We start from the raw sequence: 20,242 nt of genomic DNA, 5'->3' as shown, positions 1-20,242 counted from the left end.
CTCAGTTTGCTGAAGGTTGTTCCAGGTAATCGACCACCATTACATCTGTTTGTGCATTTGCTGCTTCAAACTTCAGGCCTAATTGTTCTTGCACTGCAGTAAACAATGGAGGTGGCGCATTTGCCGTATCGGCAGAAGTTGGAATGCGTTCGTTCATCCGCGAAAATTCAGATTCATCCGGCGTCCAGGACAAGGTGAAATCATATCTCTCAGTAAGTCCGGTCCGGTCTACAACAGGACGGTCGAGTACAGTAGCCTGAATTTGCGCAGCAAAGTCTCGCATGCCTGCATTTCGAGCCACAAGTTTTCCCCATTGGCCGGGAAAATAAACCATCGGCAGAGCATTTGGATCTTGTGTAGTCTTCGTTAGTTTCAGACCGCTGCGACTTGTGGTGAGCAGGTATACGGATAAGATTCTGGTGTCGCGGTGGAAGCTGAATGCGAAACGATCCACAAGCAGTTTACGCACCATGCTCTTCCACTGTTCTATTGTTGGTTGCGTGTCTCCATCCGTAACGGCCGTAATGTCATATTCGTTTTTATCAATCCACTCAGGCGCACCAACAATCTGTTTAAAATGCACTCCGTAAGCAAACGCGATGAGATTAGTCAGTTTTGTATCGACACCCTCGAAGCGGCGCCCGTCAATGAATACACCGCTGCCTCGCGTGGAAGGTTTCCCCGGTCTTATGGTGGCTACTTCAAAGGCTGGCGTGGAAGCAGAATTCTGAGCAGAAGATGTTTGCGGATGTAGGCACACAACATAACCAAACAATCCCGTCATGCAAAACGCAGTGATGAACATGCGCAGACGATTTGTGTGATATGTGGTTTCCATACTACTCTCACTCGTGGATTTTTATCCTGTCTCAGTTTGCGGATGGCTTTTCGACATGATCGATCACAATCACATCATCCTGGGCCTTACCGGGCGTGATTTTAATACCTATTTGCTCCTGAATGGCCGTGTAGAGGCTTGGCGGTGCGTTCAGATCATCCTTGGCTTGCGGCACAACTATGCCGGTGCCACGAAACTGCGCAAACTGTGACTCGTCCGGTGTCCATTTGAGATTGAAGTCATACTTATCCGTTAATCCGGTCTGGTCAACCACAGGTTTGTCCATCACGCCAGACTGCATCCATGATGCAAAATCAGCCATTGTCATGTTGCGCACGGACAGGTCACCAAGCGCGCGAAAGCCAAAGCCCTGCGTAGGATCATTCGCTGCTGCAGTCGTCTTGTTCATCTTTGGCCCGCCGCCGGCGACAGTCAGAATGTAGACGGAAAGCTCGCGCTTATCATGATGGAAAGTAAGCTTGAAGCGTTCCGTAAGCAGCTTCTGCACCATCAATCCCATCTGCTTAAGATTAGGCTCGCCCTCCACGTCAGGCACGCCATCAATATCAAACAAATCATTCCCAAACCAATCAGGCGCGCCAATAATCTGTTTCGCGTGTAGTCCATAGGCAAAAGCAATGAGGTCATTGACGTTGGTATTCATCGTCATAAAATGACGTCCGCGAAAACCGAAACCTTTGCCAGGCCTGTTAGGTTGGCTGGGCTTAATCGTTGCCACATCGAAGCCCGGATTGGCATCCGCTGGCATTGCTTTTGGCGGCTCTGGAATTGCCCATGCCGTGTCTTGCGTGGCGCGGTCAAAGTTAAGGGGAAGGGGATTGCCCTGCGTAAAGGTGCCTGCGATTGTCTTGCCGTCAGGCGACATTTTGCCTTCATAGCTGGCGTGCAGAAAATCAATGGAGAACTTCAACACACCATCAGTAAACGTAGTCTTGTTGGCCACCATCGCTTGCCCGCCCTGGTCAATGCTGTAGTTAACCAGCTTGAGTTCTCCTTTGTCGTCCTTAGTTATTTTGCAGACCAGTCGTAAGTCACGATTGGCTTGAACAATATGCAATGTCCCTTGCCATGTTCCGGTAATGTCACGCGGAGAAGATGCCTGTGCTGTTGCAGCGGGAGTGGCCGGCGCCTGACCAAACACACTGCCTGCTGATAGAACAAGAACCGCCAGAAGTTTTGCACACATGCCGCGTTGGAATAAGCCATGACTCATCTTCATGGAAGTGGTCTTCTTTCTCCGGCAGTGGCAGACAATTCCTATGAGCCGGACGGTTGAAAATGTGCTCGGGAAAACTGGCAAGTCTCTCCTAAGGACGTACATACGGGCAGATTGTTGCAAATGTTCCCAGGTTTTTTTGCAATTTTTTGAATCCGGAAAGAGCTGCATCACCAATTTCTGTGCTGCTTACGAACGAAACTTACCCTGGCCCCTGAGTACAGGCATTAAGAGAGAAGATCAGCGAACAGGAACTCCCAAGAGGTATCAAGATAGAGCCAGCGTTGCGCGCCAAACCAGCTTGTTGGCAAAGAGGGAACATGCAACAGCGCATGTCCTCCAACACACATCATTTCCGTACCGTTCCAGCCTAAAAATGTCTGCGAGACAAGCCCCACTCGTGCAGGATGCGTAACGCGCCGCAGGCAAACCGGGCAACGGCTTCCCTGGTCTATCAGTGCCCATCGCAAACCTAAGAGGCATATCGAGAAGTCTGCAGAAAACTGGATAAGTTCTGCCGTCTCGGAATAGGCGTCAGAGTTCCAGTAGGCGATATCGAGCGATGCAAAGTACGCAATCACCGAGATAAGAACAAGTTTTGCAACCAGAAACAACCATCGGTTCAGGTTCTGTTTTCGAGAAGGATGATGCGAGCTGAAATTTGATTCGCTCATCAAAACCGAAGTGACTGCAGGCAGGGCCAGAACAGCAAGTGCAAATGCGAAGAGGTAAATCCGCCACGGGCCTTCGGAACGGTCTTTGCATAAGATGCCGAAGATCGAAGGATCATTGCCGCTAGCACCTCGAACAGTAATAGAAATCGTGTCTGAATACATGGAATCCTGTCCAAGAGGTGTCAGATGCGCAAGGACGTATCCGGGACTCTTCCTGACTGTGGATGCAATTCGAGAATTAGGTGTAAGCAGCCACAGATCAGGGTTCGTAGGCATACTCCATGAACCACAGGGAAGCACGCCTGCAATGCGTGCGAACTGCCTTCCTATCTTCAAGAACCTTCCGGCAATATGCGGATTGGAGCCGAAGCTGTGAGTCCAGGTCTCATAGCTGAGAATGACCTGCGGAGCCGCTTGCGCATCTTCCATTAACTCGTTCGATGTCCGATCTGCAATCTTAACCGGGAGGCCGAGAAGAGAAATTGCATTAGGGCTTGCGACAGCGACTTTGAGCCTGGCGCTACGCTCATCAGAAATAGATACCATCTCGGTAGCAATGTGATAGAAGGCAAGTCCATCGAAGAATCGTTGCCTGTTCGCCTTCCAATCCTGAAACTGCACAAAAGAGACTGCGGCACTGCCGTTATTATTGGAATCGGCACCCTGGATGAGTATCAGATTGGAGCGCAGCGGATGACGTACCGTGTCATACTCTGCCTGGATGCCGGGAAGCAGTCTGGAAAGAATCGCACAGAGAGCAAGCACGGTAGAAAGACACAGCAGGCATTGCATCGCCGAATTGTGAACGCGAACAACTTTCGTGTCCGCCTCCCATGCCTGTCTGCGAAGACACATTGCATCCTGAAAAGAACCGAGACAGAATGCAAGAATCTCATGCTGGATATGCCATGAAAATTTATCGAGAAAAATAAGAGACTCGCATACATAATGCAGTTCCGTACGCCACTCCAGCATCCAATCCGCACGTTGATATACAGGCACAAGCAGCGATGCCGTACGCAGCAGGATGAGATGAAGCATGTGCAAGAAAGCATTCAGCGGCAGGCTCATAGCGATTTCACCTCCTTCACAGAAGGGAAGAGGCGTTCGAGTAACGGATAGCGTTTGCGTGAAGACTCCAGAGCAGTTTTACCAGCCACGGTAAGCTTGTAATATTTGCGCGGCGGCCGCTGCTCGTTGTCCGCAATAGACTGACGCTCCCATTGCGATCGAATCAGATCATCACGCTCCAGGCGGCGCATCGCCGGATAGACCGTTCCGCTGGGTAGTCCGGTCACTTCCATAATGCTGAATCCGTAGACAAATCCTGCATGAATAGCTTGCAGGATCATCGCGGAAGTGTGCGAAAGTTTCGGTTCTCCTGCCATGGTCGGAATTGTACCTATGTAGCAATCTACTTGACAATAGAAATTTTCTGATTATGCTGAATACTACATAGGGTATCAGAGAACCCACCCTTGGAGGATGTCATGTTAGAAGCGCAACATCTATATCGAAGCTTTCGCGGAATCCCAGCCGTTGAAGATGTAAGCTTTCAACTCAAGCCTGGCGAGATTGTAGGTTTTCTAGGCCCCAATGGAGCAGGGAAGTCCACCACGGTGAAAATTGTTACTGGCATGCTGCGTGCCAATGACGGGCATGTGCTCTTTGAGGATAAAGACATTGGCGAGAACATGGTTGCGTACAGAAGCACACTCGGTTATGTGCCGGAAGAAGCGCATCTTTACTCATACCTTTCCGGGCTTGAATACCTACAACTCGTCGGTCGTCTTCGCGGAATGCATGAAGCTCTCATCGAAACAAAAGCCACAGGCTTGCTGCAACTTCTGCAGTTGGAATCATGGCGTCACTCGCCAATCTCTTCTTATTCAAAAGGCATGCGGCAGAGAGTTTTAATCGCCGCAGCTCTATTGCATGATCCAAAACTTCTCATCTTCGATGAACCCTTATCCGGACTCGATGTGGCATCGGCAAGACTCTTTAAGGACTTGCTGGAAATACTCGCAGAACAAGGAAAAGCGGTGCTCTACATCTCGCATGTACTTGAAGTTGTAGAGCAAGTCTGCAACCGCGTCATCGTAATTGCAAAAGGCAAGGTGTTGGCCGACGCTCCACCATCCGAACTCGCCACCTTAATGAACCTGCCAAATCTGGAAAGCGTATTCGCTCAACTCGTCGAGCAGCAGGACACGCGCTCTATTGCCCGTCAGATTGTGGAGGTCATGGAGATCAACCATGCCTGAATCCTTCCAACGCCTCTTCGAGCGCTCTTCTGAACCACAGGTCATGTCGCTTAATGTGCAAGCTGCAATGGGACCTGTCCGTGCGCCGGAGCATAGCCAATTCTCGTTGCTAATGCGGCATTTTCTGGAGCGCTTTTTCAATCATGAAACGGCATCGCCGGATGGGGACGCAAAGGCGCGTCTTATACAGATAGCATGTGCTGCTGGTTTGCCTGGATTTGTGGTAGCCATCTATCTGTGGCCTACGTATCACCCATTTCGCGGATGGCCCCCTGGAAGCACACGCATGGGACCGCCGCCATACTGGCTTCAGGTAAATCATCATTTCTTTTTCGTGATGCTTTCTTTCGTAGCCATGGGACTGGCCACGGTGTATGAATGGGATTTATTTTTCCCCGACCTGCTGGATATCTTCGTGCTTGAAACGCTGCCGATATCCCGTGTCAGAATCTTCTTCGCACGTATCGCATCCATCTCAGCGCTTGTCTTCGGCTTTCTACTGGTTGCAAACATTCTTGCACCACCACTGCTCGTAGTAGCTACCGATCCACCAAATGTTATTCTCTTTCTTGCCGGTCATTGTGCTGCAGTCGCCATGGGCGGCTTCTTCTCGGCAACTTTTATTCTTGCCATAGAGGGCATACTGATTGCTGTGCTCGGCGAACGAATGTTTCGCCAGATTTCACTCGCAGTGCAGGGTATTGCAGTCACAACCTTTGTAGTCCTCCTACTGTTATTCCCAGTTCTGTCCGGTGTGACTCCTACGCTCCTGCAATCTCCTGGCCCACTAGCACTTGGCTTTCCGCCATACTGGTTCCTTGGAATCGACCAATGGCTCCTCGAAGGCTCATCCGCACTCCCTATCTATGGAACCCTCGCAAAGATTGGCTGCTTCGCCACATTTACCACAGCCGTATTAGCGATAGCTGCATATCCGTTAGCGTACATGCGTCGCGTACAGCAACTGATCGAGGGATCAAATAAGCGCTCTGCAAACAGAAGCCTGTTCACTCCGCTTCGATTGTTGACGCATATATCACTCGTGCGCAATCCTATACAGCGAGCCGTATTCCATTTCATCGGACAAACCATTCAGCGCGTGCCGCGTTACAGAATCTATCTTGTGTTGTATGGTGGAGTAGGCTTGGCCGTAGTTACCGCAACAGTTTTACGTCTTACCGCAGTGCATGGACATCTCAGTTATGAAATCTCAGCAGATGGAGTCCGAACATCCATCGGCATTGTAGCTTTCTGGACAATTGCAGGCCTGCGAACAGCCTTTGTCTCATCTGGTAATCAGCGCGGCGGCTGGATATGGCGCGTCCTGCATGGCAGTCCACCGCAGTTTGAAGCCCTATTAGAGCAACTACACGCAGAGAAAACATGGGTCGCGCTCTGCAGCGCAATAGTCACCATCCTCACGGTCCTACTGCTGCGCTTAGTCGCCCCGCCGGAGTTGCATGGCCTGCAATCAAGCATTGCCCAATTACTTGTCGCGCTAATAGCCGTTATAGTGCTGACTGATGCCTTCTTCCTGCAAGTCACCACTGTACCGTTCACAGGCGTATCCGCCCAGCAGACAGGACAGGGCGATCTTGCATTTAGCCTGTTGCGTTACTTCACATTTTTTCCAGCGGTCATGTGGATATCCCTGGCAGGCGTGCACTGGATCGAAATGGCATGGTCACACGCTAGCATCTCTGTGGCCGCATTGGTCGTTTTGCATCTGTGGTTTCGCAAGGCAAACATAGACGTCATCCGGCTTCATTGCAGTCAGGTCGAGTTGGAAGAAGGAGAAGATGATTTCCCAATGAAACTCGGACTTCGTTACTGACTACATCGCTTAATGAAAACTTAAGTGCATTTACTGATGCACAGTTGGCGACTCCGATGCTGGCGCTGATCCCGTTTCAGAATTGTAGAGCGGGTTAGCCGGGTCAATTGGCACCGGACCTTGCGGACGCTTCACCGGCAATGCGCTCTCCAGCCATGCTCGATACACAAGGTCACGCAACATGCGCGCTCCCGCTGCGGTGCGAGCATAAACCATTTCGCGTGCTTCTTTATCTTTCGGGTCGGCAAACGCTCCGCGCTTGTCCAACTTATAGATATCCTCCACATAGCTGCCCGCTTCATCCAGATGCACCAGGATCAAATCAAAAACATCTCCATCCAGATGCCCCGGCTTGCCAATCCGTGCAGTAATATCCTGCTCAGCCAGTGCAATCGCATCAACATATTGCGATTCCAATCTCCCGTGGATTCTCGGATCACGCGTGTAGTCTTTGGGATCTGGCCCCTGCCAACCATCGTGATGAATGGTGTCGTGCAATGGCTGCGCACCATCGCCGATGTAGTGCCCAAGCCATGCAACATAAAACGCACACGTCTGTTCGAGATAAGCTCGCTGTGGACTCTCCGCTGGCTGTACCCTCAATAACCGCATATCTGCTACCAAGTGTCCGTAGACTTCCGCCGACGCATAGGGAAGTGTTCCCGTCCAGCGAACATTCATTCGCTTCGCGTTTTCGGGATTGCTTTTCGAAATCCGTTGATTCTCACGATAGAGCGCAATCACAAACTCGTAGCGGGAACGCGGGATTGTTTTAAGAAAAGCGAACTGCTCACGGAACCAACCGTGATTCGGGTCTTCCTCAATCTTGGAAAATGGTTCGCTGGCAACTCGCCAAGTATCAGGAATGCTGGCAGATCCGGCAATATAGCCTACGTACTTCTTTAAGAAAACCGGGCCATCCTCCGGCAGTGTGTCTACGGCTGTATGGTCAATCACGGAGTGAGCGCGATTGCCCCATGCGTGAGCCGAAAGCGGCATAGCAATCAGAGCCAGAAGGATAGTCAAGGGATTCTGACGTCGCATAGTCGTCCTTTTTTGTGGTTGAAAAACAGTCTGCTGCAATTTACGGATCAAGCGGCTCGATAGGATCTTCTTCAAGCGACTCAATGAGCGGCAAAAATGCGGCTTCATGTTCCGTTTTGTGATCAAGCATGCGGTAAGGGACATATCCCAACTCACGCACACACCGTTCCGCCAACTGTGGCCCGCTTATATAAGTGATAGAACTAGGCGACACATGGACCACAAGAGCAGGCCTGTCCGTGGGAATTCCATACCGAAAGATAAGCCGCGAAGCATTGCGCAGGTTGGTTGTCGTATGCCGTGCATGCGGATCAGCAATAATTGCCGATTCAGGGATATGAAATTCCTCCATCAGCGCACGCTTCATCTCAATCGCCTCCGAGAATCGCGTCTGCGATGGATGAACATACCCACCCGAAACCAGGATAAAAGGCGCCTTGCCTGCACGATATGCCTCAGCCGCCAGCGCACAGAGCCTATGCCCAATCTCAGAAAGAGCAGTCTGCGGATCAGACGGCCCAGCTCCCGGCACAACAATTACCGTGAAGGGATGGCTGTTCCATTTCGTTGACGCGACTGCTGTAAACGCAGCTTTATTCACGCCGTCTTCCATTGGCTCGTGCCGTCCCGCCTCATCGCGATGATTCAATTCAAGGAGTGCCAGCGCAGTGTTGAGCGGAGTTGCGTAGAACGCCAGTGATGCGGCATCTGGAGCCGCTTCAATGGCTGTCAGTGCAGAGACCTTCTGCTTCACATCCTCTGATTTCGTGTCAATGGAAATAGAATCAATCAGCGGGTAGCGAGGCGGTGCTCCCTCTCCATATACCTCGATGACGTGATTCACGCCTCGCGCGCAAATCTCCCATGCGCGTGCCAGCAATTCACCATCATCGAGCTTTTCAAGCAGGATGTAGGCATGGCTGGGCCGCAGGTCATGTTCGACCAGCGCCTTGACTGCTGCATCGCTGTTGCCAAGTTTGCGCAGCTCAAGAGAGATCGTAAGTATCTCTTCCTCTGTCCACTCCACTTCGCGTAGCTGGCAGGCCACATCCTGTTTGCAGCTATAGGCAGAGTTTGCAATCACAGAACGACGTGCCGCTGTCACCCTGGCAAGCTCTTCATCACTAGCTAGTGACTTCTGCGCATTTCCATCACGTTCCAGCGCGGAAAAGAGATAAAAATCTTTGTCAACAATCGGCTTCGACATGCGAAGCAGTGAAGCATGAGACTGTGCCAGCACCGGCAGAGCCACGGCAGCCGTGACCATCGTTGTAGCTATACGCAGCAAAAGAGAAGGCCGCATCCAAATAGTCCTCAGAAGGTTTATGTGACAGGGGCAGGGCAATGCGAGCGCAATCTCTGCCCCTGTTCTTGTTTATGTTATCGATTGGATGAACATCAACGCGCAGACTAGAACTTAATGCTCGCGCCGATCTGGATATTGCGGGAAGTCCGAGCTGAAGTTTCAGTCAAAAATGCGCTTGAGTTCACCGCGTTAATTACTGCACCGGAGCAGCCCGATGTCGTGTTGCAATTCAGGTTGTTTGTGTTGAACACATTTTCAATCTGCATGAATCCGGCAATATTCACGCGCTCGCCAATGTGGAAGTAGCGTTTCGCCTGTGCATCTACTTCTTTTAGCCCGCGTCCACGTAGCGTGTTGCGTCCCACAAAGAGCGGACGGTCATTGTTTACGCCGTCGTTATTTAGGTCAACGCCGGCCACCTGGTTAATAGGGAATCCGGAGTTCAGATAGGCCATCGAGGAGAACTCAAAGCCGCTCAGCCAGCGCAAAGGCTGAGAGAACTTTGTCGTATAAATTCCCTGGAAGGTAAAGTTGTGGCGGATATCGCTGTCTGCATTGCCGTAATCGCGATTGATATTGGAAGGATCGCTGATGCTGCCGCCTTCACCTATGTTGGTATCAAGCGCATGCGAGTACTCGTAGTTTGCAGTCAACTCCAGTCCGCGTGATACTTGCCGCTGCAGCGAGATAAATCCGCCGTTGAAGTTCGTTGTTGTACCTGTATGCAGCGTATTGATCGCGCCGTAGCTTGCATTGGGGCGCTTACTCGTTCCTTCATAGGTAGGACGGCCATCGGCCAGAGTGTTGCCCGTCGCGGTCAGGTTTACATCCGCATAGTAAAGCCCGTGGCGCAGCGCAGCAAACTGATAGCCCACCACAAGTTTGGTGTGCGAGTTCAGCACCTGCTCCACTTGCAGGTTCGCCTGCTCCTGGTACGTGTTATGGAAGTTCTGGTCAAAAGCCGTGATGCTTGGCGCAACCAGGTGCGACGCACCGCTGAACTGCGGCACATTCGGAAATACTGGAGCATCCGCATCTGTTCCTTGCACGTCATACTGCAACAAGCGATGTCCATTCACCTGGCCAGCGTTGTAAAACGTTCCCAGACCTGGAATGTCATAGTACAGGCCAAACCCAGCATGCACCACCGTCATTCCTTTGTTGCCCGGCGAATAAGTAATCGCAAAGCGCGGTGCAATGTCCGTGTAATCGTTGTTGGTGCTGCGTGAGTTGATATACGGAGCCTGCGAGTCAAATTCAGGGAAGAGAATCGCCTCGTAACGCGCTCCAATGTTGATATCGAGATGTTGATTGAATCGAATCTCGTCCTGCACGAAGCCATTGATGAAGTTAAAGCCAATGCGAATCTGCGGCGTGCCGCCATACGCAACCAGCGTTGCATAGGTATACGGTTTGCCAGTCTCCGGATTGATCTTTCCCTGAACTGTGCAAAGGTAGTCCTGCAGCGAACTCACTGCGGGGTTATCACCAGACGCAGGAAGTCCGTTGAAGGTAAATGTCGGCGCAATGCCTGAAGCATTCGCAAAGAGTTCGTGGTCAAACTCACCGCCAAACTTGATCGTATGCCGTCCACGTGTCCAGGTAATGTTGTCCACTACCGTAGTGCTGCGCTCCGTAGTTGCCGTCGCTGCCAGCGCACTGCATCCAATGTTGGCCACGCTGGTAATGTTGATATACACGCTTCCCGCTGCGCCCGTGCAGTCCTGCGGATGATTGCCCGTATCGCGCTGAATCGTTCCAAAGCGCAACTCGTTCAGCAGCGTCGGCGTAAACACAGTAGCGAACTGAACGCCGCCGCCATTCTGATGATCCTCATAGTTCAGCCCGCGTTGCTGAGTCGTCAAACCGCTTGCGCTGTATGGCTGATGATTGGTAAAGCGCACAAACTGCACAAAGCCGCTGTTCTTTGCATTCAGTTGATAGTCCACCTTGCCAACCAGCGTGCGATAGGTTTCGCCAAAGGGCGATGCACCAATCTGGTCGCTCGGCAATCCAAGCAGCGCCGCGTTAGCTGACGTAACCGTAATGGCATTCGGCAGGGTGTAAGGATTGTTCTCATACTGCCCGAAGAAGAAGAGCTTGTTACGCAGAATCGGTCCGCCCAGCGTGAAGGCTTCGTCATCCCAACTCCGGTCCGGCTGAGTCGTCAGCAACGTAGGAATCGCCTGCAAATCCGTCGGACGCCACTGTCCAATCGCCGAGCCATGAAACTCATTGGTACCCGACTTCAAAATCACGTTAATCTGCCCGCCAGCCGCACGGCCAAACTCCGCCGAATAACCTGAAGACAATGTCTGCGTCTGTGCCACAGATTCCGGCGTAACAATAATGAGGCGAATCTGGCGACCGCCACCATGCTGCGTGTCATCCAGTCCGTCAATATTCCACTGCGAACGCTCGTTGCCGGCAAAGGTAAACTGCGTTGTGGAAAATGTGCTCGTCGGCATACCGATCACGCCCGGAGCCAACAAAAGATAGTTATAAATCTGGCGTGAAGCAATCGGAAGGTTTTCAATCTGCTGCTTGTCCAGCACCGCGCCAACAGTCGAGCTACCGGTATCGACAATCGTGTCGCTGGCTTCCACCTTCACCGAGTCCACCGTGTTGCCCACCGGCAGCGCCAAGTCAATGCGAGCCTCCTGGCCCACGCTCAGCACCAGCTTCTCTTGCGTCACCGTCTGAAATCCCGATGCGCTGATCGAAAGCCGATACGTTCCCACCGGCACAAGAGGGAAGCGATAGTAACCGTCGCTGTTCGCAACCACTTCCTGGGAAATGTTGGTCGTCACATTGGTCAGTACCGCGTGTGCACTTGCGATCACATTCTTCGATGGATCAAAAACGTAGCCATTCACTGCGGCGTCCACGGCGTTAGCCTGGGCGTGTAGTGCCTCTGTAGCGCCTCCGAGTAAGAGCAGCAAGAGCAAGGTTACGAGCCTGCGTTTCATGCGTCCTCCTTCAAATTTTTCTTAGTTCTCAATAAGTTAAGAGCGCGCCAAGGAAGCGCGCCGAAGATAAAAAGAATGCCCTTGCTGTCACACGCCCATGTTTTGCATGGTGCATTCGCGGGCAAACGTTTGAGTATGTGCAACAGATACCAACCTCACAGTGGCCCGCCAAGCGAATTCACAGTTACAGTCCCGATACACCCGTCATCTGCTTGATTCATGCGCAGTGCCGCGCCTTGCATGTATCAGATACAGTGAAAGCCGCGTTACACGCCCATTCATGTCACGTTCATAAAGGTGTGATTTACTGAATCTGAGCAACCCCTGAACCGCCGCCATGATCTCAGCCGAGTTGAAGCAGTCAGCGTCTTCGAGTCCGCGCATTATTCAGGCTCAGCGCGCTCTCCTTGATCGTGTGCTCGCATCCGAGGCCTTTTCGCAAAGCAAGCGGCTCTCCGGCCTGCTTGCTTATCTTTGCGACATGACCTTCGCCGGCCGCGCCGATGAACTCAATGAGCAGCGTATAGGGGAAGCCGTCTTCGGCCGTTCGCGAGATTACGACACCATGGCCGACGGCATCGTCCGCACGCAGGCTAGCCGCCTGCGCACCCGGCTCAATCTCTATTTCAGCGGGGAAGGCGCCGCCGAGTCCGTCCGCATCACCATTCCACGCGGCTTCTACGCGCCCATCTTCGAGCCGCATCAGGAATCAGATTCAGCCACGGCATCGCAGACTGTGGAACCACAGCTCGCATCTCTGCCTGCATCTCCAGAGCCAGCCAAATCGCGTCCTAATTTACTACGCAGCCTGGCCTTTGCATGGAGCGTCGCCGGTTGCGCGTTTCTGGCAGCGGTCCTTATTACTATATGGACACGGACCAATCACGCCCAGCCCTTACTCCCGTCGCCTCCCGACCACCCCATCTGGTCTCAACTTTTCGTTCCCGGACAAACCACGCTGCTTGTCCCCGGCGATAGCAGCCTCGTCATCTATCAGGGAATGAAGGGCCAAAACCTCACCCTCGACGAGTACGTCAGCGGAGCCTATCGCGACTTCCACCCAGCCGTAGGCAAAGACGATGCTTCCGCAACCAACATTGCGTCGCGGCGCTACACCTCGATAGTTGATCTTGACGTGGCAGCAGATCTCGGCCACATCGCACACGACCACGGAGCAACTCTCGAGGTTCGTTACCCACGCGAGTTGCGTCCAAATGATCTGAAACAGGGAACTCTTGTCCTTGTCGGAGCCGCTGAGGCAGATCCCTGGATCACCCTCGTAGAGCGCGGCATGAACTTTACCTTCTATTACGATCGCGCCCGGCACAAGATGTCTGTCCTCAACCGTGCGCCACGTGCCAACGAGCCCAAACAATGGGACAGCATTAGCACGGACCCACAACACCGCGTCTACTCAGTTGTTGCCTGGCTGCCCAACCTGTCAGGCAATGGGCATGTTCTTCTGATGGAAGGCTCCACCATGGCCGGCACCGAGTGCGCCTGGGATTTCGTGAATGATGACACCCGCCTCGCGCCATTCCTGCGCAGCATTCGCCGCCCCAACGGCACACTGCCATCCTTCGAGCTCCTGCTTGACGCCAGCAACATAGCTGGCAGCGCCTCGCAGTCCAACATCCTCGCCTACCGCACGCATTAATCCCTTAGTGTTGAAATAGTTATGTAAAGAGATTCCCCCTTGCAACGGAAGTCACCGCAGCAAGGGGAAAATCCGCAAGTGCGGACCTGTGTCAGAACTCAAACTGCATGCCGCTCATCGCAGTTGCGTCGGGCGTACGGTAGCCGCTTTCGTAGTACGACTGGTTGAAAGCATTGTTCACATTAGCGAAGAACCGCATGGCATGAGATTCGCCAAGCGGCTTCCGGTAACTCGCACCAAACTGGCCCCTGCGGAAGCCATCGAAGCGAAAAACCTGGCTTGCAAAGGTCAACGAGTTGTAAGCCGGAGCCAGGTAATTGCTTGAAAGCACGGTGCCGAAGACTACCGACAGGTTGGGCGTCAGGTTGCCAGTCGCCAGCAGGGAGAACTGGTGATCGGGAATGATAAAAGTCTGATAGATACCGGGACTCTGCGGGTCGGTTTCGCGGGCATTCGTAAATGTATAAGCCGTGCGAACATTGAGTTTGCGGACTGGGCTGATTGCAAAACTGGCCTCAACGCCACGCGCAATGCCGCCCTTAGTGTTTGCGTAGCCGTAATAGCGGCCTAGAGGGTCTGTGGTTGGATCAAGGAAATTATCAAAGAGGATGACTTCATTGAGGCGGGTGTAAAAGTAGGTCGCGGAAGCTTCGGCGCGGCGATTCCAAAAGGTCTGGTCGATACCTCCATCAATGGCCTTGGTCCGCTCTGGTTTCAGGTTGGGATCGCCGTAGGCTGTGTAACCGACATAGAAACCGGCACCGAAACGCTCGTAAAGTGAGGGCGCGCGATAGCCTGTGCCAGCATGAGCGCGCAGCTTTGTGCCAGATTCCCGAAAGATGTAGGCAGCCGAGACATCTCCCGTATTCGCGTTCGGTGGAGAGCTTACCGGGATTCCGCTGTACGGATTGCCGGTAGCCGGCAAAAACGTAGGCGTATCCAGATTGAAGGCCTGAAAGCGATAGGAACCGGCCAGTTGCAAACGTCCATCCAGCAGATGCACTTGGTCTTGGATAAAGAAAGCCTGGTTTCTTTCCGTAACAGTCGTTGCAAAGCTTGCTGTAGGATCAGGCTCCGTGTCGCCATTGTAGGAGTGCTCGTTCTCGAACTCGTAGCCAGCGTCGATAGACTGGTATTTTCCAAGTTGCCAGTCAAAACGCCCGCTGACTGTATTGGTTAAGCCGTCATAGTTCAGGAACTCAGTGCCACCATAAGGCTGATAGCCCGCCCCCAAAGGACCATTGATGAAGTTACGTCCCGTCGCCAGCCCCTGATAGTCAGCGGTCAATGACAGCGAGTTGGTGGGATGTGTAGTAAAAATCAACGCGCCAGCATAGGTACGCGCCGTGCGATGGTAGTCGGGATCGTCATAGTCGGGAATATAAGTGGCATTGCCGGTATTGATCTGGTCGAGAGGCACGCCGTTTTCATATTGCTTGAACGCCTCGCCAGTGAGCGGAACAGCTTCGAGGGCGCCATCTCCAGAGGCAATCGCAGATGGGCTTTGCGTAGTGAAGCTGAACGAGTCTGTAAAGAGCATTCGGCCAAAGATGCGCGTTTTGTCCGAAATTGCGTAATCGAACATTCCTTGTGCATTCGTCGTACGGTCGGGCAAGTTGCCATCCAGACCGCGTGTCACATTGAGATGAGAAGCACCGAGGCTGTAGCCGAGCTTGCTGTGAAATGCCGAGCCAGAGCCCGCAGCCTGCCCGCGGAAGGTGCCTAGAGAACCGCCTTCAAGCAGCAGGGAAGCGCGAGGCCTGCCGCCACCCATGCCCGTAATGATATTGATGACGCCACCAGTTGCATCCGTGCCGTAAATGGACGATCCGGTGCCACGCAAAACTTCGATGTGGTCAACATTGGTGACGAGCATGTCCTGCAACAGGGAAGAGGCGTCGCCCTGTGTGCCGGTTACATCGCGGAAGCGGAATCCGTCGATAAGAATCGCCGTGTCCTGGTTGCGCAGGCCGCGCGTCTTGATGGAAACCAGGCCTCCCGGTCCCCCTTGCTGTTCAACGCGCAAACCGGGAATATAGCTCAGTGCATCGGAGATCGTATTCGTATCCAGCGCCTGGATTGTCTCAGGGCCAACGATAGAGACGGATTTTGCCGTTTCGTCCGTTGTCTGCGCCGTGCCGGAAGCAGTGACCATTACCGTGTTTGTAACTGCGGCGAGAGCTAACTGTAAATCAAGCTCAGGTGGAGTATCGCGTCCTGTCACATCAACCGTGACAACTGCCGAAGATACCAAGCCTTTTGCCGTAGCAGAAAGCAGATAGAGCGCTGGGGAAAGATGCTCGAAGTGATAGTGGCCGGATTGGTCGCTGACGACTCGAACGCTCGTCGTGTTGTCCTGCGAGACCAGGGTTACCGTTGCGCCAGCGACGGCTACTCCGGCGGGGTCTCTCACAACCCCACTGAAGCTTGTATTCCCCTGCGCCCAAGCAACTGCACAAGCTAGAAAGAAAACACTGGCAATCCTCAAAATGAACCGCAATTTCATGCTGACTCCTCCCTGGATACGGGATGTTGCCGTTAAATGGCTTAATTTGTACGAGGATTCCAGCGACTATTACGAGAACATGGTGGCAGCTGTGGCTACGCATTGGGAGCCGTGGCATAGAGATCCCGCAGCCCTGCTTCTGCCGCTGCGTGCGCCGCCAATCAAGAAAGGTAAACATCCGTCGAGGAGTCCGCGCCTCAAAATAATTGAGCTAGAGCGACCGCAACGATGGAATAAAAGAAGGGTAGAGAAGAGAGGAAAAGCCGAACCGAAGAACGTCCTCATCCTGCCCTCCGCTTTCACCGAAACGGGGCGCATCTTAACTACGAGGCAGGTATCCTGACTTGCAGGTCATCACCCGTCGCAGCCTTCCCATTCCTTTCGGAACAGTGGCATAGATTGCGAAGGATTCACTGCTTACAGTGGCGGGACCGTGCGGGATTTACACCCGCTTCCCTCTGTGATCTGCTTTCAATTTCAGCAGATACCTCGAAGTAAATTTATCCTAACATGCACCTGCGCGATGAAATGCTGCTAAGTCACAATTGATCTCGAAAGCGGAATGCATCGACTCAAACATCCATTGACCTGTCGAGTTCCAAGAATTTATCTTTCAATTCATCTGGTGTTCGGGAAGGCGGTGCGATTCCGCCACTACCCCGTAACTGTGACGCTGAGAGACCGGCACTCCTTTTGGAAGCCACTGGAGATCAAACCTCCGGGAAGGCTGCTCGATCTTGTCGAAGCGAAAGTCAGGAGACCGGCCAGATGCCAATCTGGGCTTGTTCGACTTCGATGGGAGAGTCGAAGAGTGTATTTGTGGTGTCCGGCTTCTAAAGCTGACGCACGCAGCGGCCTTAGTATTTCTTCCCGCCTGTCTATTTAGCGTTGCGTAAGTGACGCGGAGAACGGTGCATGTGTTCAGCTTCTGCCCGAGATGTGACTCTCGTATTAGGTGGTGTCCGCAGCGGCAAGAGCCGCTATGCCCTACAACTCGCGTCGAGAGCGGAAAAGGTCACTTTCCTCGCGACAGCGGAGCATCGTCAGGACGAGGAGATGCAGCGCAAAATCAAACGGCATCGTTCTGAACGGCCTGAGCATTGGACAACCATCGAAGAACCCCTGAACTTGGTGGAGGTAATTGAATCGGTAAGGGACTGTGACTTATTGGTTGTAGATTGCCTGACGCTGTTTGCAGGGAAGCTTCTTGAAGTCTATGAAAGCGATGCAGCAGCGATCAACAAAAGCATAGATGCGCTGTGTACGTCCCTCACATCAAATCGATTCACCATCGTGCTGGTTTCCAACGAGGTCGGGAGCGGAGTTGTTCCAGCTTTCGAGATGGGGAGACGATACAGGGACCTGCTCGGCGAGATCAATCAGCGTATTGCCGCAGTAGCTGACCATGTCGTTTTAATGGTGGCAGGGCTTCCACTTGTGCTCAAGGGCTCTCTCAGCGAAAAGGAGGGCATGTGACCGTTTCCATAAATCCAGCCGCGAAGCCTGAGATGAGCCAACCTGGCATTGACGAGTTGATTAGAGCGATTAGTCCGCCGAGCGAAGAATGGCGCGCAAGGGCACGCCTGCATCTCGACAGCTTGACGAAGCCACTCGGGAGCCTGAGCAGGCTTGAAGACATTGCGGCCCAAATTGTAGCGATTCGAGGCGAAAGAATCACGGAACCGGTAAGCAAAGCAGCCTATGTTTTTGCTGCAGATCATGGGATCACAGAAGAAGGCGTTAGCGCATATCCACGTGAAGTGACCCGGCAGATGGTTCTGAACTTTCTAGCGGAGGGCGCCGCAATCAACGTGTTAGCGCGATTGCACCACGCAGCATTGCACGTCGTCGATGTAGGTGTGGATGCGGAATTTGGCTCGATTGCGGGGCTTCTCGATCGCAAGGTGCGGCGCGGCACGCGGAATATGCTGCATGAAGCTGCGATGAGCGAAGAAGAAGTTGGGAAAGCATTGCGTGTCGGTTATCAGCTTGGAACTGACGCCGCTGCTGCTGGACATAACATCCTTGCAATTGGAGAAATGGGAATTGGCAACACGACCGCTGCCAGCGCTGTGACTTGCGCGCTGATCGGTGTTGCAGCTATAGAGGCAACCGGCAAGGGCACTGGAGTTGATCCCACCGCATATGCGAACAAGGTGCGCGTGGTTGAAGCCGCCGTTGCGAAACATTGCAGTCCCTCCAGCAGTCTTTCTCCTGTTGAGATTTTGCGGTGTCTTGGTGGGCTTGAAATTGCCGCGATGACAGGGATGGTTCTTGCTGCCGCCAAGCACCGCCTTGTTGTCGTACTCGATGGATTTATCTCTACTGCCGCAGGGGCCCTCGCGGCTGGCATTGAGCCGTATGTGAGCGGCTATTTGATTGCTGGCCACCAATCAGAGGAGCCGGGACACAAGCTGCTTCTTCAACATCTGAAACTTACGCCCGTGCTCACTCTCGGAATGCGCCTTGGCGAAGGCTCAGGAGCCGCACTTGCAATGCCTGTCATCGAATCAGCAATCGCCATCTATAACCAGATGGCAACCTTTGCATCAGCAGGAGTGAGTGGAGCCGAAGCATGAGCCTAACCACCCAAATGCAGAGAGCTTGGTTTGACTGTCTCACCGCCGTACAGTTCCTTACACGTCTTCAAGTGCCATCTGGTCCCTATGAAAAGGATTCTCTAGCGCGCGCCGTGAAGTTCTTTCCTGCGGTTGGATTACTAATTGGTCTGGGTAGTGCGCTTCTGTATTTCCTGCTTGCGCCTCATCTCCCGTTGACGGTAGCTGCATTGCTTATTGTCATTTACCTTGTAGTGATTACAGGATGCCTGCACGAAGATGGGCTTGCAGACGCTGCAGATGGCTTCGGCGGCGGATGGGAGCGAGAAAAAGTGCTCTCGATTATGCGCGACAGTCGCATTGGAAGCTATGGAGCAGTGGCTCTCATCTTCAGCGTGCTTGCTCGCGTTCTCCTCATCGCCTCGCTACCAGCAGCCCAGGCGGAAGTCTACCTCGTTGTGGCCCCGGTTCTGAGCCGCTGGACGATTCTCCCACTTAGCTTCTATCTTCCTTCGGCGCGCGAACGCAGCGTCAATCAGATTGACGGACAAGGAGCGCGTATTGCTCGCCTCGCGACACGCGGTAGCCTCATTTTGGGTAGCCTGTTTACAGCGCTCGTTGTTTTTGCATTACTGCGCCTTCGTGGGTTCGTGCCTGTATTTGTAAGCGCAGGCGTCACATTGCTCACAGCACTCTATTACAACCGTCGAATCGGCGGCGTTACAGGAGACTGCTTTGGTGCGACGACACAGTTGACCGAAATTGCAGTATTGCTCTCCGGAGTGTGGATCTGATGAGGTCGCTGCTCTTTATCCGCCATGCTGAAACTGACCTCGCAGGTCGGTTCTGCGGGCACTCTGACCCGCCTGTCAATAAGCGAGGGCATCGTCAGATAGAGGATCTATTGCGAAAGCTGGAAGGCATATCCATCGACACCGTCTATACAAGCGATCTGGTCCGCGCACAAACAACCGCGGATGCAATTGCCGAAGTGCATGGAACTTTGCCAATCACGATTCCTGGACTCCGCGAGATTAACTTCGGAAAATGGGAAGGATTGAGCTGGAGTGAGATCGAGTTTCGTGATGCCGATTATGCTCGCAGATGGGCAAAGGGTTTTCCTGAATTACCGGCTCCGGGCGGTGAGTTATTTGCAATGTTCCAGTCCAGGGTGCGGGCAGAAGTAAAAAAGCTTCTTTCTGCACCTAGGCAAGGATGCGCAGCCATCGTTACGCACCGCGGCGTGATGTGTGTTGTATTGCGTTCGCTTTGCGGCGTTGAAGAAGAACAGGCATGGCTACAGACAAAAGAGTACTGCTCATTCTTTCGATATACGCAAGGAGGTGGCCAGTGAG

General features: G+C 53.0%; 15 protein-coding genes and 2 riboswitches. Of the genes, 7 read left to right on the top strand and 8 right to left on the bottom strand.

The genetic code is table 11. The annotated features are described in order from the left end of the window. Window position 1: 1 nt before the first annotated feature. Genes AC5S3R_RS16360 through AC5S3R_RS16345 form a run of 4 tightly spaced genes read right to left on the bottom strand, consistent with a single transcriptional unit; the run spans window position 2 to window position 4,137 of the window. Window positions 2–838 carry a TIGR03435 family protein gene (locus tag AC5S3R_RS16360; RefSeq protein ID WP_494268226.1) on the bottom strand — a complete coding sequence of 279 codons (837 nt, stop codon included), beginning with the start codon at window positions 836–838 and terminating at the stop codon, window positions 2–4. Between the two features lie 31 nt (window positions 839–869). Next, window positions 870–2,246, bottom strand: a complete 1,377-nt coding sequence (locus AC5S3R_RS16355) for a TIGR03435 family protein (RefSeq protein ID WP_494268225.1) — start codon at window positions 2,244–2,246, stop codon at window positions 870–872. 56 nt (window positions 2,247–2,302) lie between these two features. Further along, complete coding sequence (locus AC5S3R_RS16350; RefSeq protein WP_494268224.1) at window positions 2,303–3,820, bottom strand: hypothetical protein; 1,518 nt, start codon at window positions 3,818–3,820, stop codon at window positions 2,303–2,305. Further along, window positions 3,817–4,137: a PadR family transcriptional regulator gene (locus tag AC5S3R_RS16345; RefSeq protein ID WP_494268223.1), complete on the bottom strand. Its 321-nt coding sequence runs from the start codon at window positions 4,135–4,137 to the stop codon at window positions 3,817–3,819. Before AC5S3R_RS16345 ends, AC5S3R_RS16350 begins: the two co-directional genes overlap by 4 nt. 102 nt (window positions 4,138–4,239) lie before the next feature. Here AC5S3R_RS16345 and AC5S3R_RS16340 point away from each other — a divergent pair, with 102 nt between their 5' ends. Both AC5S3R_RS16340 and AC5S3R_RS16335 read left to right on the top strand, forming a co-directional pair. Then, the gene (locus AC5S3R_RS16340; protein ID WP_494268222.1) at window positions 4,240–5,013 is read left to right on the top strand and encodes an ABC transporter ATP-binding protein; all 774 of its coding nucleotides are present in this window, start codon (window positions 4,240–4,242) and stop codon (window positions 5,011–5,013) included. After that, entirely contained in the window at window positions 5,006–6,847 is a 1,842-nt protein-coding gene (locus AC5S3R_RS16335; protein WP_494268221.1) for a hypothetical protein, read from the top strand. The genes AC5S3R_RS16340 and AC5S3R_RS16335 overlap by 8 nt, the downstream gene beginning before the upstream one ends. Before the next feature lie 30 nt (window positions 6,848–6,877). On the opposite strand, the gene AC5S3R_RS16330 is transcribed toward AC5S3R_RS16335, so the two are convergent. From AC5S3R_RS16330 to AC5S3R_RS16320, 3 genes are all read right to left on the bottom strand, one after another. Continuing rightward, window positions 6,878–7,891 (bottom strand): phospholipase C/P1 nuclease family protein, encoded by a 1,014-nt coding sequence (locus AC5S3R_RS16330; RefSeq protein ID WP_494268220.1) that lies wholly within the window; start codon window positions 7,889–7,891, stop codon window positions 6,878–6,880. 40 nt (window positions 7,892–7,931) lie between these two features. Beyond that, window positions 7,932–9,194 (bottom strand): YdcF family protein, encoded by a 1,263-nt coding sequence (locus AC5S3R_RS16325; RefSeq protein ID WP_494268219.1) that lies wholly within the window; start codon window positions 9,192–9,194, stop codon window positions 7,932–7,934. Window positions 9,195–9,301: 107 nt separating this feature from the next. Beyond that, the gene (locus tag AC5S3R_RS16320; RefSeq protein ID WP_494268218.1) at window positions 9,302–12,166 is read right to left on the bottom strand and encodes a TonB-dependent receptor; all 2,865 of its coding nucleotides are present in this window, start codon (window positions 12,164–12,166) and stop codon (window positions 9,302–9,304) included. Between the two features lie 337 nt (window positions 12,167–12,503). On the opposite strand from AC5S3R_RS16320, the gene AC5S3R_RS16315 reads away from it, so the two are divergent. Then, window positions 12,504–13,823 (top strand): hypothetical protein, encoded by a 1,320-nt coding sequence (locus AC5S3R_RS16315; RefSeq protein ID WP_494268217.1) that lies wholly within the window; start codon window positions 12,504–12,506, stop codon window positions 13,821–13,823. A 91-nt stretch (window positions 13,824–13,914) separates the two neighbouring features. Here AC5S3R_RS16315 and AC5S3R_RS16310 read toward each other — a convergent pair whose 3' ends face one another. Then, window positions 13,915–16,329 (bottom strand): TonB-dependent receptor, encoded by a 2,415-nt coding sequence (locus AC5S3R_RS16310; RefSeq protein ID WP_494268216.1) that lies wholly within the window; start codon window positions 16,327–16,329, stop codon window positions 13,915–13,917. A 312-nt stretch (window positions 16,330–16,641) separates the two neighbouring features. Further along, window positions 16,642–16,836: riboswitch (cobalamin riboswitch) on the bottom strand. Window positions 16,837–16,935: 99 nt separating this feature from the next. Beyond that, window positions 16,936–17,112: riboswitch (cobalamin riboswitch) on the top strand. 156 nt (window positions 17,113–17,268) lie between these two features. Between AC5S3R_RS16310 and cobU the strand changes: the two genes are divergently transcribed. From cobU to AC5S3R_RS16290, 4 genes are read left to right on the top strand one after another with little or no spacing between them, the layout of a single operon-like run. Beyond that, window positions 17,269–17,805 (top strand): bifunctional adenosylcobinamide kinase/adenosylcobinamide-phosphate guanylyltransferase, encoded by a 537-nt coding sequence (cobU, locus tag AC5S3R_RS16305; protein WP_494268215.1) that lies wholly within the window; start codon window positions 17,269–17,271, stop codon window positions 17,803–17,805. Beyond that, a complete protein-coding gene (gene cobT, locus AC5S3R_RS16300; RefSeq protein ID WP_494268214.1) occupies window positions 17,802–18,908 on the top strand; it encodes a nicotinate-nucleotide--dimethylbenzimidazole phosphoribosyltransferase in 1,107 nt (368 codons plus the stop codon). Before cobU ends, cobT begins: the two co-directional genes overlap by 4 nt. Continuing rightward, the gene (cobS, locus tag AC5S3R_RS16295; protein WP_494268213.1) at window positions 18,905–19,681 is read left to right on the top strand and encodes an adenosylcobinamide-GDP ribazoletransferase; all 777 of its coding nucleotides are present in this window, start codon (window positions 18,905–18,907) and stop codon (window positions 19,679–19,681) included. The genes cobT and cobS overlap by 4 nt, the downstream gene beginning before the upstream one ends. After that, window positions 19,681–20,241, top strand: coding sequence for a histidine phosphatase family protein (locus AC5S3R_RS16290; RefSeq protein ID WP_494268212.1), 561 nt, complete (start codon window positions 19,681–19,683; stop codon window positions 20,239–20,241). Before cobS ends, AC5S3R_RS16290 begins: the two co-directional genes overlap by 1 nt. The last annotated feature ends 1 nt before the right edge of the window (window position 20,242 follow it).

Source organism: Occallatibacter sp. FHG110214_02 (assembly GCF_059115385.1).
The sequence above is the reverse complement of the archived record's forward strand: the minus strand, read 5'-3'. Positions and strand labels throughout refer to the sequence as shown.

What these genes read in the sequence shown, in the direction of transcription:
- AC5S3R_RS16345 (WP_494268223.1), bottom strand. Translation starts at nt 4,137, where the DNA reads ATGGCAGGAGAACCGAAACTTTCGCACACTTCCGCGATGATCCTGCAA.
- AC5S3R_RS16325 (WP_494268219.1), bottom strand. Translation starts at nt 9,194, where the DNA reads ATGCGGCCTTCTCTTTTGCTGCGTATAGCTACAACGATGGTCACGGCT.
- AC5S3R_RS16315 (WP_494268217.1), top strand. Translation starts at nt 12,504, where the DNA reads ATGATCTCAGCCGAGTTGAAGCAGTCAGCGTCTTCGAGTCCGCGCATT.
- AC5S3R_RS16350 (WP_494268224.1), bottom strand. Translation starts at nt 3,820, where the DNA reads ATGAGCCTGCCGCTGAATGCTTTCTTGCACATGCTTCATCTCATCCTG.
- AC5S3R_RS16310 (WP_494268216.1), bottom strand. Translation starts at nt 16,329, where the DNA reads ATGAAATTGCGGTTCATTTTGAGGATTGCCAGTGTTTTCTTTCTAGCT.
- AC5S3R_RS16290 (WP_494268212.1), top strand. Translation starts at nt 19,681, where the DNA reads ATGAGGTCGCTGCTCTTTATCCGCCATGCTGAAACTGACCTCGCAGGT.
- AC5S3R_RS16360 (WP_494268226.1), bottom strand. Translation starts at nt 838, where the DNA reads ATGGAAACCACATATCACACAAATCGTCTGCGCATGTTCATCACTGCG.
- AC5S3R_RS16340 (WP_494268222.1), top strand. Translation starts at nt 4,240, where the DNA reads ATGTTAGAAGCGCAACATCTATATCGAAGCTTTCGCGGAATCCCAGCC.
- AC5S3R_RS16330 (WP_494268220.1), bottom strand. Translation starts at nt 7,891, where the DNA reads ATGCGACGTCAGAATCCCTTGACTATCCTTCTGGCTCTGATTGCTATG.
- AC5S3R_RS16320 (WP_494268218.1), bottom strand. Translation starts at nt 12,166, where the DNA reads ATGAAACGCAGGCTCGTAACCTTGCTCTTGCTGCTCTTACTCGGAGGC.
- cobS (WP_494268213.1), top strand. Translation starts at nt 18,905, where the DNA reads ATGAGCCTAACCACCCAAATGCAGAGAGCTTGGTTTGACTGTCTCACC.
- AC5S3R_RS16355 (WP_494268225.1), bottom strand. Translation starts at nt 2,246, where the DNA reads ATGCAGCTCTTTCCGGATTCAAAAAATTGCAAAAAAACCTGGGAACAT.
- AC5S3R_RS16335 (WP_494268221.1), top strand. Translation starts at nt 5,006, where the DNA reads ATGCCTGAATCCTTCCAACGCCTCTTCGAGCGCTCTTCTGAACCACAG.